This is a genomic window from Micromonospora matsumotoense, assembly GCF_900091525.1.
In the GTDB taxonomy this organism is placed as follows: Bacteria; Actinomycetota; Actinomycetes; order Mycobacteriales; family Micromonosporaceae; genus Micromonospora; species Micromonospora matsumotoensis.
The window spans coordinates 39612-52225 of the sequence record NZ_FMCU01000019.1; the positions used below are offsets into that span (position 1 = coordinate 39612).

General features: G+C 72.3%; 16 protein-coding genes and 3 tRNA genes. 10 read left to right on the forward strand and 9 right to left on the reverse strand.

Annotated elements, in window-relative coordinates; translation table 11 throughout:
- Window position 1 precedes the first annotated feature (1 nt).
- The 4 genes from GA0070216_RS27400 to GA0070216_RS27415 all read left to right on the forward strand — a co-directional run bounded on the left by GA0070216_RS27400 (window position 2) and on the right by GA0070216_RS27415 (window position 1097).
- Window positions 2-74: transfer RNA gene (locus GA0070216_RS27400), tRNA-Glu, on the forward strand.
- A 32-nt stretch (window positions 75-106) separates the two neighbouring features.
- Window positions 107-183, forward strand: a tRNA-Asp gene (locus tag GA0070216_RS27405).
- 102 nt (window positions 184-285) lie between these two features.
- A tRNA-Phe gene (locus tag GA0070216_RS27410) sits at window positions 286-359 on the forward strand.
- A 213-nt stretch (window positions 360-572) separates the two neighbouring features.
- Window positions 573-1097 carry an SRPBCC family protein gene (locus GA0070216_RS27415; protein ID WP_091252075.1) on the forward strand — a complete coding sequence of 175 codons (525 nt, stop codon included), beginning with the start codon at window positions 573-575 and terminating at the stop codon, window positions 1095-1097.
- Window positions 1098-1120: 23 nt separating this feature from the next.
- On the opposite strand, the gene GA0070216_RS27420 is transcribed toward GA0070216_RS27415, so the two are convergent.
- Window positions 1121-1837 (reverse strand): DUF2786 domain-containing protein, encoded by a 717-nt coding sequence (locus GA0070216_RS27420; RefSeq protein ID WP_091252077.1) that lies wholly within the window; start codon window positions 1835-1837, stop codon window positions 1121-1123.
- A 126-nt stretch (window positions 1838-1963) separates the two neighbouring features.
- On the opposite strand from GA0070216_RS27420, the gene GA0070216_RS27425 reads away from it, so the two are divergent.
- Window positions 1964-2377, forward strand: a complete 414-nt coding sequence (locus GA0070216_RS27425; protein ID WP_091252079.1) for a hypothetical protein — start codon at window positions 1964-1966, stop codon at window positions 2375-2377.
- A 37-nt stretch (window positions 2378-2414) separates the two neighbouring features.
- On the opposite strand, the gene GA0070216_RS27430 is transcribed toward GA0070216_RS27425, so the two are convergent.
- Window positions 2415-2801: a hypothetical protein gene (locus GA0070216_RS27430; protein ID WP_091252273.1), complete on the reverse strand. Its 387-nt coding sequence runs from the start codon at window positions 2799-2801 to the stop codon at window positions 2415-2417.
- Between the two features lie 183 nt (window positions 2802-2984).
- On the opposite strand from GA0070216_RS27430, the gene GA0070216_RS27435 reads away from it, so the two are divergent.
- A complete protein-coding gene (locus tag GA0070216_RS27435; protein WP_091252082.1) occupies window positions 2985-4337 on the forward strand; it encodes an ABC transporter substrate-binding protein in 1353 nt (450 codons plus the stop codon).
- Between the two features lie 52 nt (window positions 4338-4389).
- Here GA0070216_RS27435 and GA0070216_RS27440 read toward each other — a convergent pair whose 3' ends face one another.
- Window positions 4390-5133, reverse strand: coding sequence for an enoyl-CoA hydratase/isomerase family protein (locus GA0070216_RS27440; RefSeq protein WP_091252085.1), 744 nt, complete (start codon window positions 5131-5133; stop codon window positions 4390-4392).
- On the reverse strand, window positions 5130-5984 hold the full coding sequence (locus GA0070216_RS27445) for a 3-hydroxyacyl-CoA dehydrogenase family protein (RefSeq protein ID WP_091252275.1): 855 nt from the start codon (window positions 5982-5984) through the stop codon (window positions 5130-5132). The genes GA0070216_RS27440 and GA0070216_RS27445 overlap by 4 nt, the downstream gene beginning before the upstream one ends.
- Window positions 5985-6153: 169 nt before the next feature.
- Here GA0070216_RS27445 and GA0070216_RS27450 point away from each other — a divergent pair, with 169 nt between their 5' ends.
- Window positions 6154-6459 carry a hypothetical protein gene (locus tag GA0070216_RS27450; RefSeq protein WP_091252088.1) on the forward strand — a complete coding sequence of 102 codons (306 nt, stop codon included), beginning with the start codon at window positions 6154-6156 and terminating at the stop codon, window positions 6457-6459.
- Between the two features lie 33 nt (window positions 6460-6492).
- On the opposite strand, the gene GA0070216_RS27455 is transcribed toward GA0070216_RS27450, so the two are convergent.
- Entirely contained in the window at window positions 6493-7272 is a 780-nt protein-coding gene (locus GA0070216_RS27455; RefSeq protein ID WP_091252277.1) for a class I SAM-dependent methyltransferase, read from the reverse strand.
- A 43-nt stretch (window positions 7273-7315) separates the two neighbouring features.
- On the opposite strand from GA0070216_RS27455, the gene GA0070216_RS27460 reads away from it, so the two are divergent.
- Entirely contained in the window at window positions 7316-7696 is a 381-nt protein-coding gene (locus GA0070216_RS27460) for a PPOX class F420-dependent oxidoreductase (protein ID WP_091252091.1), read from the forward strand.
- 199 nt (window positions 7697-7895) lie between these two features.
- On the opposite strand, the gene GA0070216_RS27465 is transcribed toward GA0070216_RS27460, so the two are convergent.
- Window positions 7896-8105 (reverse strand): BldC family transcriptional regulator, encoded by a 210-nt coding sequence (locus tag GA0070216_RS27465; RefSeq protein WP_007073996.1) that lies wholly within the window; start codon window positions 8103-8105, stop codon window positions 7896-7898.
- 251 nt (window positions 8106-8356) lie between these two features.
- Window positions 8357-9196, reverse strand: a complete 840-nt coding sequence (locus GA0070216_RS27470; RefSeq protein ID WP_091252093.1) for a DUF8083 family protein — start codon at window positions 9194-9196, stop codon at window positions 8357-8359.
- Window positions 9197-9405: 209 nt separating this feature from the next.
- On the opposite strand from GA0070216_RS27470, the gene GA0070216_RS27475 reads away from it, so the two are divergent.
- Both GA0070216_RS27475 and GA0070216_RS27480 read left to right on the forward strand, forming a co-directional pair.
- Window positions 9406-10488 carry a Glu/Leu/Phe/Val family dehydrogenase gene (locus GA0070216_RS27475; RefSeq protein ID WP_091252095.1) on the forward strand — a complete coding sequence of 361 codons (1083 nt, stop codon included), beginning with the start codon at window positions 9406-9408 and terminating at the stop codon, window positions 10486-10488.
- A 329-nt stretch (window positions 10489-10817) separates the two neighbouring features.
- Complete coding sequence (locus GA0070216_RS27480; protein ID WP_091252097.1) at window positions 10818-11036, forward strand: DUF3073 domain-containing protein; 219 nt, start codon at window positions 10818-10820, stop codon at window positions 11034-11036.
- Window positions 11037-11217: 181 nt separating this feature from the next.
- Here GA0070216_RS27480 and amcA read toward each other — a convergent pair whose 3' ends face one another.
- The gene (gene amcA / locus GA0070216_RS27485; RefSeq protein ID WP_091252099.1) at window positions 11218-11451 is read right to left on the reverse strand and encodes a multiple cyclophane-containing RiPP AmcA; all 234 of its coding nucleotides are present in this window, start codon (window positions 11449-11451) and stop codon (window positions 11218-11220) included.
- Window positions 11420-12523 carry a cyclophane-forming radical SAM peptide maturase AmcB gene (amcB, locus tag GA0070216_RS27490; RefSeq protein WP_342670808.1) on the reverse strand — a complete coding sequence of 368 codons (1104 nt, stop codon included), beginning with the start codon at window positions 12521-12523 and terminating at the stop codon, window positions 11420-11422. Before amcB ends, amcA begins: the two co-directional genes overlap by 32 nt.
- Between the last annotated feature and the right edge of the window lie 91 nt (window positions 12524-12614).

The window sequence follows — 12614 nt, forward strand, 5'->3', positions numbered from 1 at the left end:
CGCCCTCATCGTCTAGCGGCCCAGGACGCCGCCCTTTCAAGGCGGTAGCACGGGTTCGAATCCCGTTGGGGGCACGGTCCGGCCTGGCCGGAGGCAACACCAGCAAGGTCCTGTGGAGCAGTTGGAGTGCTCGCCGCCCTGTCAAGGCGGAGGTCGCGGGTTCAAGTCCCGTCAGGACCGCCAGCGCCGACGCCGCGTGCACCATTGCGCGGCGTTCTGCGTATCGGGACGCATCACCCTGTCGGCGGAGACCCCGCCCTCCGGGTAACATGTCCCGAGGCACCAGGCCAGGTAGCTCAGTTGGTACGAGCGTCCGACTGAAAATCGGAAGGTCGGCGGTTCGACCCCGCCCCTGGCCACATAGCCTTTCGCCGGGCTACAGAAGACGGTGACCTGCGGAAACGCGGTCACCGTTTTCGCGTATCCGGCTCCCCCCGGGACCGTTTCACCGGAGTTCTCCCGACCGGCCGGGCCGGACGGTGGTTCCGTCTCCGGTGGCCTGGGTCCATTGTCCGGAACGGGCCAGTACGCGAGGCTGCAGAGCGCCTCATCAGCCGGTATGGTCCGGGCCTATGGGACAGGAGAATGCGAATCCGGAGGACGTCCAGCAGGACGTCGACCGGTACTCGCTGCGCTCCACGCTCCTCGTCCCCGCCACCGCGGAGCAGGCGTTCGCGGTCTTCACCGGCTCGTTGGCCGACTGGTGGGTACGCGAATACACCTGGTCCGGGCCGGCGGCGCTTGCCGAGCTGGGGATGGAGCCCCGGGCCGGCGGCATGCTCTATGAGATCGGCCCGTACGGCTTCCGGGGCGACTGGGGCCGGGTGCTCACCTGGGACCCGCCGCGGCGGCTCGTCTTCACCTGGCAGCTCGGCCCCGACCGGCTCCCGGTGCCCGATCCGGCCCGCGCCAGCGAGGTGGAGGTGCTGTTCCTGCCGGACGAGTCGGGGCACACCCGCATCGAGCTGGAGCACCGGCATTTCGACCGGCACGGTGAGGCCGCCGAGGGCTACCGCGAGGCGTTGACGGCCGGCTGGCACGAGCTGCTCGGCCGCTATCTCGCCACCCTCACCGGCACCGCCCCGGGCCCGCACTGACCCCACCGGGCGGTCGGGGGCGTTCACCGCGTCGGGAGTCCGCGGTGCGCCCGGGTGGTCGGGGCGTCCACCGCGTCGGTGCCACCGAGGTCCGCCCGGTGGCCGGCTGCCGCCCCCGCGCCGAACCCGGAGCCGGCGAGCCGGCGGATGGGCGTGGTCCGCAGCCGGGGATAGACCTCGGTGACCCGGCGGGCCACCCGGTCGGAGCGGTCGGCCAGCACCAGCGCGACCGACGAGGTGTCCCGCTGCGCCACCGCGTCCGCCTCGGCGACCCGCAGCCGGTCGGAGATCACCCGGGCGAAGCCGGCCAACCAGGACCGCCGGAACGCCGCCGGATGCTCGCCGGGCGGGACCACGGTGCCGGCGAGTCCGTGTGCGGCCTGCACCAGCAGTGAGGTGAAGAGCAGGTCGACCCGCTCCAGGTCACTGGCGAAGCCGAACAGGTGCAGCGCGAATCCGCTGCCGGCCGGTCGTCGTACGCAGCGGCAGCGCAGCGGGTCGGCCACCGCCGCGAGCAGCCCGGCCTTGTCCCGGGCGTACGGGGCGACGACGTCGACCACCCGGTCGCCGACCGGGTCGGTGGTGGGGTCGCGGGCGGCCAGCAGGGCGCGGTCGACGCCGTACCGGGCGATCAACTCGGTGGCCTTGGCGGTGAAGGCGGCCGCCTCGGCGGGGGTGCAGGCGGCGTCCTCTGCCTGGGCCAACAGCTTGCGCACCTTGCTGAGCATCGCCTCGGACATGCGTCACTGGTACCACAGAAGGTTCATGGGTCTGTCACAGCGGGATCAGAGATCGACAGATATCATCGCCACTCACCGCACCCTGTCCACGACTCAGGGTCCGCCCCTCTCCCTGGAGGCACCACCATGGCATCCCGGACCGCTCGCCTGGCCGCACTCGCCGCCACCCTGCCCCTGCTCTGGCACGGCGCACCCGCCCAGGCCGCCCCGGAGACCAACCTCTCCGCGTCGGCCGCCACCTGCTACGGCGGGGCGGTCCGGTCCTACTTCCAGGCCGGCGGATGGGGCGGGGACGCCGGCCCGTACAAGGCGAGCGCCCGGTGCAAGGACGTCAACGTCAAGAACAGCAGCGCGTTCGGCACCGAGGCGTGCGTGGTCTTCATCGACAAGACCAACAGCTGCAACTACCTGACCTACCTGCCGGCGAAGTCGGACTGGATCACCGTCGCCACCAACGTGCGCGACGGCGCGAACTTCAAGGTCCGCTTCACCAACCTGCGCTACGAGTACGAGCCGCTGGTGGCGTACCACGCGTACTGAGCCGGCCGGCGCGGCGTCCGCACCGGGCGTCGCGCCGTCAGCCGGCCCGGCTGCGCAGGGTGGCCACGGTCGAGCCGGCGAGGGTGAGCAGGCAGTCCGGCAGCTGCCCGTCGGCGACCGCCGCCCCGAACAGCGCCTCGCCGGTGTCGGCGTCGTGGTTGGCGTACGCGCTGACGAAGCGGGCCACCCAGCGGGTGTCGTACCCCGCGTCGTCGATGCCCGGGAAGTCCAGCGCGCAGGCGCCCGGTGGCGGGTCGCCGACCATGGTGGCGGCCAGGGTCCAGGCGACCGTGTACGCCCCGGCGAGGCCGGACCGGTCCACCACCGCGTCGAATGTGCCGACCACCGCGGCGCCGTCTCCGGACAGCGCCGAGTGGAGTACGGCGGTAGCGTCGGCCAGCGTCTGATCCGGTACGTCGGTCACCTGCGGCACAGTAGGACGCCAGGTCAAGCGAACAGAGCGCCGAGATGGTGACCACCTGCTGAGACGACGTGACACACCGTGAGGTCTGCTGTCGGGCCGGCGACCAGGGCAGCCTCCCTGGTCCCACGGTTGTCGTCGGCACGCTATGGTGCGCACCGGACCTGCGCCGGAGGAAGGACGACCATGCTCGTTACACGCGGCCCGCGCCCGGCCATCCTGGCGGCCTGCGCGTCGTTCCTGCTCGTGATCAGCGCCTGCGGGACGACCGACAAGCCCGAGGAGGCGGCCACCCCGCAGGTACGCCTGTACGGCACCGACGGCAACATGCTCAACTCCTTCGCCGCCGAGCTGAAGGACCGGGCCGATCTCGTCGACGGCATGAAGGGCACCACCCCGCTCACGCCGCTCACCGACGACTTCAAGCAGCGGCTACGCTCCGTCGACCCGAAGTTGACCGACTACCTGTACGCGGCGGAGTCGTACGACGCGGTCATGATCAGTGCGCTGGCCGCCCAGCTGGCCGGCAGCACCGATCCGGCCGACATCGCCAAGCAGATCGTCGGGGTGACCACCAACGGTCAGCGCTGCACCGACGCGGCGAGCTGCCTGCCCCTGGCCCGGGACGCCCAGGACATCGAGTACCGCGGCCAGTCGCTGACCCGCGCGGGCTTCACCGACATCGGGGAGCCGGCCACCGCCAGCTACGCGACCCTGCACTTCGACAACCAGAAGATCAACGACGCGAAGACCGAGTTCGTCGGCGCCGGGGACGAGTCCGGGGTGAGCACCAAGGCCGCCCCCAAGCCGAAGAAGCAGCGGGGCGGGCGCAACGACAGCAGCGACGGCTCCCCACTGATCCTCGGCGGTCTGCTGCCCAAGACCGGCGACCTGGCCCTGGCGAACCCACCGCTGGCGGCCGGCGTGGCACTGGCGCTCAAGGAGATCAACGCCGCCGGTGGGGTGCTCGGCGATCCGGTGGTCTGGATCGACGGCGACGACGGCACCAACCCGGCCGTCGCCAAGGCCACCGTGGCCTCGCACGTCAAGGACAAGGTCCACGTCATCATCGGGGCCGCCGCGTCCGGCATCTCCAGCGCGGTGCTGCCGGACGTGGTGGCGGCGGGGAAGATCCTCTTCTCCCCGTCCAACACCGACTCCGGGTTGAGCCAGGCCGACGACAAGGGCCTCTACTTCCGGACCGCCCCGCCGGACAGCCTCCAGGGTCGGGCCCTGGCCGACGTGATCCTGCGCGACGGCCCGCACAAGATCGTGGTGGTGGCCCGCAAGGACTCGTACGGCGAGGGCCTCCAGGAGACCGTCCGGGCCGAGCTGGAGCGGGCCGGCTTCGGCAACGACCGGGTGAAGCTGTTCACCTACGACCCGCCGGCCGACGCCAAGGCCCCGCCGGTCGACTTCGGCAACCTGGCCGGCGACATCAAGGGCTACCGCCCGGAGGCCGTGCTGGTCATCGGCTTCGGTGAGTCCGCCGGGCTGATCAAGGCGCTGGCCGACGCGGGCGTACCGATCCGCCACTGACGCCGACACATCGGTGGGGCAGCACCGGCTCCGGTGCTGCCCCACCGCCGGTTCAGCGGGGTCGGCGGCGTTCCAGGAAATCGGTCATCCGGCGGTGCTTCTCCTCGTCCTCGAAGAGCACCGCCTGACTGACCAGGTCCAGCTGCGGGTGGGCGGCGGCCGGGGCGTCCACCGCGAGTTTGGTCAGCCGCAGCGCCAGCGCCGAACCCTCGGCCATCTCGTCGAGCAGCCCGTGCGCGGTGGGCAGCAACTCCGCCGGCTCCGCCACCACCCGGTTCACCAGACCGATCCGCAGCGCCTCGTCGGCGTCGACCCGCCGGCCGGTGAAGAGCAGTTCCTTGGCCCGCCCCTCGCCGATCAGCGCCGGCAACCGGTGGGTCGCCCCGGCGCCGGCCAGGATGCCCAACCGCACCTCCGGCTGACCGAAGACCGCCCGGGAAGTGCACACCCGCAGGTCGCAGGCGTACGCCAGCTCCGCCCCGCCGCCCAGCGCGGGGCCGTCCACGGCGGCCACGCTCGGCATCGGCAGGGCCCGGAGCCGGGCGAAGGCCGCCGAGTTGATCGCGGCGAGGGCGTCCAGCCGACCCCGCTCCCGCAGCTGACCGATGTCGGCCCCACCGGCGAAGAGGCCGTCCGCGCCGCCGGTGAGCAGCAGCAGCCGGGGCCGGGCCTCCAGTGCCGCACACACGTCGTGCAGCGCGCCGATCAGGTCGGCGTCGATGGCGTTGCGCTTCTCCGGCCGGTCCAGCGTCACCACCACCCGGTCGGGCAGCTCCTCCACCCGAAGTCCGCTCATTGCCGCCGACCCTCCTTCCACGCGTAGAAGCCCTGGCCGGACTTCTTGCCGAGCTTGCCGGCGGCGACCATCTCCACCAGCAGCGGCGGCGGCGCGAACCGGTCACCGTAGGCGGCCTGAAGGGTACGGGCGATGTCCAGCCGCACGTCCAGCCCGACCAGGTCGGTCAGCTCCAACGGGCCGACCGGGTGCCGGTAGCCGAGCACCATCGCCTTGTCCACGTCGGCGGGGTCGGCCACCCCGTCGGCCACCATCCGGATCGCTTCCAGGCCGAGGGTCACCCCGAGCCGGGAGGTGGCGAAGCCGGGCAGGTCGCGTACCACGACGGGGTCCTTGCCCAACCGGCCGGCGAGGGCGACGGCCGCCGCGGTGGTCTCCGGTGCGGTGGCCGCGCCGACCACGACCTCCAGCAGGGCCATCGCCCAGACCGGGTTGAAGAAGTGCAGCCCGAGGAAGGACTCCGGCCGGGCCAGGCCCTCGGCCAGCTCGCCGATGGGGATGCTGGAGGTGTTGCTGCCCAGCAGCGCCGGGTGCAGCCGCTCCGCCTCGGCGAGCACCGACCGCTTCAGCTCCGGTCGTTCCGGCACCGCCTCGACGATCACCTCCGGTGCCGGGGCGACCTCGGCGAGCGCGCCACGCAGGGTGATCCGGGCCCGCTGCGCGGCGGCCTCGTCGGCACCGAGCTTCCCCCGCTGCACCGCCCGGGCGCACAGCTCGTCGAGGCGGACGGCGGCAGCCTCGGCCCGACCCCGGTCCACCTCCACCAACTCGACGGCGTAGCCCGCGCCGGCCGCCACGTAGGCGATGCCGAGCCCCATCGTGCCGGCCCCGACGACGACAAGACGACTCATGGACGCTCCCTCACTGCGCACGGTGGCGTACGGGGTCTCCGGCACGCCCTGCCGCTCGCTTCGCTCGCTCATGGGTGCGACCCTATGCAGCACCGTTCCCGGCGGCATGCGTGGGGGATCGCCGCACCGGGTACAGACGGGCCAACGTCAAAGGAAGGAACCAGTCGACATGAGCCAGGCACCGGAGACCGTGGACGGCAGCGGCACCACCGACGGCACGGCGATCGTGGAGACGCGCGGCAACGAGCGCGTCGACCTGCTCCGCGCCGACACCAACAACGACGGCAAGACCGACGTGTGGGTGGTGGACACCGACGGCGACGGCCGGGCGGACCTGTTCCAGTTCGACACCGACGGCGACGGCAAGGTCGACATCACCATGGTTGACATCGACGAGGACGGCACCCCGGACGAGGTGGTCGACGGCGACGGCGGTCTCCCCCCGGAGCCGCTCCCCCCGACCGTCCAGGTCTGATCCGGGGTGCGGGGGCCCTGGCCGGGCCCCCGCTCAACCGGCCAGCCGCAGGGTGGCCAGATAGTACGGGGCGTCGCGGTCGTCCACGTCGGTCAGTCGCCACGGGGTCCCCCGGACCAGTCCGGCCAGCTCCTCGGCGGAGCAGACCAGGTAGTCGAACCATTCGGTGCCGAGTTCGCGGTAACGCAACCGGAGCCGTAGTTGCCCGCCCAACCGACCCCGCTGCCGGTTCCGCTCGTGATAGCCGGTGTGCACCGGGTCCGTGGTGCCGTACGGGTCGGTGCCGTGCGCGATGACCTGCGCGCCGGGGCGGGCCAGGGCGGCGAGCGCGGCGAGGAACCCCGGCGCCCGTTCCCGTCCCTCGATCAGCCCCAGGTTGTTGCCGAGCAGCAGGAACGTGTCGTAGCGCCGGCCGGCGGCGACGTGCTCGTCGACGGTGCCGAGGACGAGGTCGCGGACCCCCCGGTGCCGGCTGACCCGCAGCGCCCCCGGTGAGGTGTCCAGCCCGGTGACCGGCATCCCGCGTTCCTGGAGCACCAGCGCGATCCGGCCGCCACCCACGCCGACGTCCAGGGTGGCCCCCCGGGTCCGCTCCACGGCCCGGTGGTCGTACGGCTGCCAGTGCTCCGGGCCGTCCAGGTAGTGCGCGGCGGGGGCCCCGTTGACCAGCCCGTCGTCCCGCTCGATGATCTCGATGACCGGCCGGGGCAGCCGCCCGCCGACCAGCGGCCGGGGGCCGATCCCGGTGTGCACCGCGTACGCGTCGCGCAGCAGTTCTCCGAACACGTCGCCCAGCCGAGGTTCTCCGGTCACGACGTGCACGTTATCCGGGGCCGCTCGCCGTATCCTGGGCGGCGTGACCGACCTGGACCGCCTGACGGCGGAGAAGTACGTCCTGCTGACGACGTTCCGCAAGGACGGTCGTGCGGTGTCCACCCCGGTCTGGGCGGTCCGTGACGACGACACCCTGGCGATCTGGACGGTGGCCGACTCGGGCAAGGTCAAGCGGATCAGGCGGGACGGCACGGTGACGGTGGCCCCCTGCGACGTGCGCGGCCGTCCGCTGGGCGAGGCGGTGCCGGGCCACGCGGTGCTCTGCGGGCCGCAGGAGAGCAACCGGGTGCGCGACCTGCTCAAGCGCAAGTACCGGCTGTTGGGCCGGCTGACCCTGCTCGGCAGCCGGCTGCGCCGGGGCGAGGCGGGCACCATCGGCATCCGGGTCACCGTCGGAGGATGACCGTCGGTCCGGCCGACGACCCGTCCGCCGGCCGGTGACCGGGCGGGCCGGGCGGTCCGACCGGTCGGGCCGGATCACGACCGGGGTCGGTGTCGGGTCGACCGGGAGTCACGGCCGGTCGCCGACATGACTCAGGGGCGGTCGGTCGCCGCTTGCCGCGACGTCCGCCCGCCCCTGAGGTCGAAACGTTCTGACCGGGTCAGTCCCCCTGGCGCTGCTGGGGGATCTGTCCCTGTAGCAACGCCCGCACCTCCGACTCACGGTACCGACGGTGTCCGCCCAGGGTTCGGATCGCGCTGAGCTTCCCCGCCTTGGCCCACCGGGTCACCGTCTTCGGGTCGACACGGAACATCGACGCCACCTCGGCCGGCGTGAGTAGCGGCTCTGGTTCGTGCGTTCGCGATGCCATCGGTCACTCCTCCACATGGATAGACATCGGCCGGGGTCCCGCCGGCCGACGCGTCTCCCATGGTCCGGCTAGTCCCCGATGTCCGACATGGGCCGAACGGCCGAAGGTCCCTAGACGGACGGATGAACCATGCCCGATTTATCTGACTTTTACACGGCAGAAAGTACCTTATTCGGACTCATGATCACGGTTCGTGATGCGTCAATTACGAGAGTGACTCATATTTGACACTATTGCTGGGCGTTTTGGGGCTAATTGCACCGCTCCAACAGCTGGATCGCCCGCCACCTCGCCACCAACCGGTCGTACGCCGCCGACGCCTCGTCCGCCTCGCCCCGGGAGAGCCCGGCCAGGCCGGTCGCCACCAGTTCCGGCGAGTCGTCCGCCGCCAGCGTCTCATCCGAGAGCAACTGCACCAGTCCGCCGTAGTCCAGCTCGACCACCGAGCGCGGGTGGAACTCCTCCAACCACCGGGCGGCCTCCTCCACCGCCTCGGTGATCGGCGCCTCGCCGATCGACTTCTTCAGCACCGACAACGCCCGGGAGGCCCGTCGCCGGGCCTTGGAGATCTCGGTCCGGTAGCGCACCGCCCGCCGCCCCGGCCGGGTGACCAGCTCCCGCTCGCCCGCCTCGAAGAGCACGAACCACCGCAGCGGTACGCCCCAGGTGGCGATCTGTTCGTGCAGCCGGGGCACCCCGTGCTCCAGCACCCGCGCGCCGCTGCGCCAGTCCTCCACCACCGACTTGGCCTGCCCGGCCAGGACCGGCGGGACGAACGCGTCGGCGATCACCGACGGCACCCCTTCCCGGGCGCTCAGCGCCGCCTCGGCGACCCGGACCCGCAGGTTCCACGGGCAGACCAGCAGCGCGTCGTCGATCTCCAGCACGTACGCCTCGTCGGGCAGGTCGGGCAGCCGGGTCCAGCCCGCGCCGAGCGCCGCGATGACCGAGGTCCGTTGCCGGCCCGGCCCCTCCAGCGGGGCCACCGCCCGCCCCTCCCGCACGTAGCGTCGCCAGTACGACTGACGGTCCCGGTCGAAGGCGGTCAGCGGCTCGTACACGCGCAGGTAAGAAGCGAAGAGCGACGGCACCGCGCGATCCTCCCACGAAACCCCGCGCCGGTGCCGCTGCCGTCGTGCCGGACCCGGGTCGGCCGGCGGTCGCCGGGGGCCCGACGGCCTGCGGTGGACGACAGCGCGGTCTCCGACCGATATTAGGCTGGCCAGGGCCGGCACCATCCCCGCCGGCAGCCGACCAGGGCCGCGTCCCACGAGGGCGCACACCGACACAGGAGCGAACCATGGGCGTATTCGCGAGCACCGACGACCCCGGATCAACCGGTCACGAGCAGGTCGTCTTCTGTCAGGACACGCAGAGCGGCCTCAAGGCGATCATCGGCATCTACTCGACCGCGCTGGGCCCCGCCCTCGGCGGCACCCGGTGCTACCCGTACGCCAGCGAGGAGGCGGCGCTGGCGGACGTGCTGGACCTGTCCCGGGGAATGGCGTACAAGAACGCCCTGGCCGGGCTGGACCTGGGCGGCGGCAAGGCGGTCATCTGGGGCGATCCGGACCAGGTCAAGAGCGAGGCGCTGCTGCGCGCGTACGGCCGGTTCGTGCAGTCCCTGGCCGGGCGCTACTACACCGCCTGCGACGTGGGCACCGTCGTGGCGGACATGGACGTGATCGCGCGGGAGACCCGCTACGTCACCGGCCGCAGCGTGGAGCACGGCGGCGCGGGCGACTCCTCGGTCCTCACCGCCTGGGGGGTCTTCCAGGGCATGCGGGCCGCTGTCGAGCACGTGTGGGGCACCCCGAGCCTGCGCGGACGTCGGGTCGGGGTGGCCGGGCTCGGCAAGGTCGGCCGACACCTGACCGGCCACCTGGTCGACGACGGGGCCGAGGTGGTGGCGACCGACGTCGACCCGAGGGCGCTGGAGTGGGCGCGGACCAACCACCCCGGGGTCACCCTGGTCGCCGACGCCTCGGCGCTGGTCGCCGCCGACATCGACGTGTACGCCCCGTGCGCCCTGGGCGGGGCCCTGAACGACGACACCGTGCCGGCGCTGCGGGCCAGGGTGGTCGCCGGAGCGGCCAACAACCAGCTCGCCCACCCGGGCATCGAGAAGCTGCTCGCCGACCGGGGTGTCCTGTACGCCCCCGACTACGTGGTGAACGCCGGGGGTGTGATCCAGGTCGCGGACGAGATCGAGGGCTTCAACTTCGACCGGGCCAAGCTGCGGGCCACCCGGATCTACGACACCACCCGGCAGATCCTCCGGCTGGCCGACGACGAGGGGGTGCCGCCGGCGGTGGCCGCGGACCGGCTGGCCGAGCGCCGGATGGCCGACGTGGGCCGGCTGCGCACCATCCACCTGCGGTGAGCGGGCGTCCCGGGTGCGGCGGTAGGCCGGGCCCGGGACCCGCCCCGTCGATCGTGCGGTCCGCGACCCGGGCCGGAACACCCGCGCGATAGCATGGGCTTACGCGGCTTTCCCGGTGGTTTGACCGGTGTCACGGGCGGCTCCGGCGATTACCCCTTACCCGGTACAATCAGTGACGGTCGGGTGACTGCGACGCGCAGGGCCGGCAGACGGTAACCCGAGGTGCCGAACGGTGGCATCCCCATGTACCGTAAGAGCCACGAGAGATGCCTGACGTCATCGGGGCCCGCCTTCGGGCTGCCCCGCATTCTGTGCGAGGGGGTCGAGCCATGGGGCGCGGCCGTGCTAAGGCCAAGCAGACAAAGGTGGCCCGGGAGTTGAAGTACCACTCCCCGAACACCGACCTCACCGCCTTGCAGCGCGAACTGGCGAGCGCTGGTGGGAAGTCTGAGCAGCACTTCGACGACGACTACAAAGAGTATGTCGACGACGACGACGAGGATCATGCGGACGACGACCCAGACCCCTGGGCTCCTCCGACCCGCTGACCTCCGGTCACATTGAGCACGCGGCAACTCTCCGCGTGCTCACGCATGTGCCCGACCAGAGCGACGCTAGCACCGACGATCAGGGACCCCGCCGTCCCGGAGCACGCTCCGGCCGGTCGGCGCGGCCCCTGATCCCGGCGGCCACCGCTCAGGGCGGTGCGGCGATCCGTGGTCGCTGCGCTCAGCGCGGTCGGTTGTTCCAGTTGTAGAAGGTCGGGATGTTCTCGAAGTGGTTCCAGGCGCAGACCGCGCCGGCACCCTCCCCGCCCGGCGCCTCCGCCCGGGAACGACGCGCGGCATCGGCCTCGTGGAGCAGGGCGGAGAGTTCCCCAGCGGCCTCCCGCACCCGGTCGGCGACCTGGTCCGTGCCTGCCCCGCCGCGCTCAGGCGGCCGGTGACTCGTGGTCTCGGGCATGCTCCAACACTCCCTCCAATAGGCGGATCTTGCTGTTGCGGCAGTGCTCGGTCTCCGTACCGTCGAACCGTCCCTGTTCGAAGTAGCGGTTGGCCGCGTGCCCGCCGCCGCAGAAGCCGAAGTACGCGCAGGACGACCGGCACGCCTCCACACCGGTGAGGAACTCGCCCACCCAGTCCGTGCCCGCCGCGCCGGCCAGGATCTCGGCCAGCGGGGTCGCCAGCACGTTACCGCTGCTGAAGTCGCCGTACCGGGCGTCGGTGAAGCCGGCCAGCTCCGGGGAGAGCACGGTCACCGACCCGTCGTGGCCGATCGTCGGGATGGGGTCGAGCTGCCGGGGCAGCAGGTCGCCCTCCGCACCGGTCAGCACCGCCGCCGCGTACCGCAGTGACCACTCCACCTCCCGCAGGTGCACCCGGGGCGTCCGCCGCCAGGCCGCCACCAGCTCGGCCCAGAACGCGGTCACCGTCGCCGCGTCGTGCGCGTTGCTGCGGGTGTTGACCCCCTCGGTCTCCTCGATGTTCAGGCCGAGCACGTCACAACCCAGGTCGAGGAAGTAGTCGTACAACTCGGTGGCGAGTCCCGGCGTCGGCCGGCTCACCACCGCCAGCGCCGAGAACGGCAGGCCGTGCCGGCGCAACGCGGCGATCCCCCGGACGATCCGGTCGTACGCCGGCCGGCCCGCCCGGGTCACCCGGTCGCCGTTGCGATCGGGCGGACCGTCCACGCTCACACTGACCCGCACCCCGTGCGCGACGAAGAACGCGCACCAGGCGTCGTCGATCAACGTGGCGTTGGTCTGCACGTGGTGCTCCACCCCGGCGGGGAACGGGGCGATCAGCGCGGCCAGGTGCTCCCGCCCGGCGGCGAGCGGCTCCCCGCCGTGCCAGACCACCGAGAACCGGCCCTGCGCCGCCCAGGGGGCCACCGCGGTGGCGACCGCCTCGGCCACCGCCACCGGCATCCGCCGGTCGGCCGCCCGGTGCGGCAGATAGCAGTACGCACAGTCCAGGTTGCACAGCGTCGTCGGCTGCATCACCACGTACGACGGGACCGCCGCGACGCCCCGCATACCCGTCACGGACCGGACACGAGCAGTCATCGACCCTCCTCCCGCTTGCCCGAAGTGTCCTTCAGGCTAGGCGGCGACGGCCGCTCGGGTG

Coding starts and splice junctions, on each gene's coding strand:
- GA0070216_RS27445 (WP_091252275.1), bottom strand. CDS start 5,984: ATGAGTCGTCTTGTCGTCGTCGGGGCCGGCACGATGGGGCTCGGCATC.
- GA0070216_RS27440 (WP_091252085.1), bottom strand. CDS start 5,133: ATGAGCGGACTTCGGGTGGAGGAGCTGCCCGACCGGGTGGTGGTGACG.
- GA0070216_RS27450 (WP_091252088.1), top strand. CDS start 6,154: ATGAGCCAGGCACCGGAGACCGTGGACGGCAGCGGCACCACCGACGGC.
- GA0070216_RS27475 (WP_091252095.1), top strand. CDS start 9,406: ATGGGCGTATTCGCGAGCACCGACGACCCCGGATCAACCGGTCACGAG.
- GA0070216_RS27420 (WP_091252077.1), bottom strand. CDS start 1,837: ATGTCCGAGGCGATGCTCAGCAAGGTGCGCAAGCTGTTGGCCCAGGCA.
- GA0070216_RS27480 (WP_091252097.1), top strand. CDS start 10,818: ATGGGGCGCGGCCGTGCTAAGGCCAAGCAGACAAAGGTGGCCCGGGAG.
- GA0070216_RS27435 (WP_091252082.1), top strand. CDS start 2,985: ATGCTCGTTACACGCGGCCCGCGCCCGGCCATCCTGGCGGCCTGCGCG.
- amcA (WP_091252099.1), bottom strand. CDS start 11,451: ATGCCCGAGACCACGAGTCACCGGCCGCCTGAGCGCGGCGGGGCAGGC.
- GA0070216_RS27415 (WP_091252075.1), top strand. CDS start 573: ATGGGACAGGAGAATGCGAATCCGGAGGACGTCCAGCAGGACGTCGAC.
- GA0070216_RS27465 (WP_007073996.1), bottom strand. CDS start 8,105: ATGGCATCGCGAACGCACGAACCAGAGCCGCTACTCACGCCGGCCGAG.
- GA0070216_RS27425 (WP_091252079.1), top strand. CDS start 1,964: ATGGCATCCCGGACCGCTCGCCTGGCCGCACTCGCCGCCACCCTGCCC.
- amcB (WP_342670808.1), bottom strand. CDS start 12,523: ATGCGGGGCGTCGCGGCGGTCCCGTCGTACGTGGTGATGCAGCCGACG.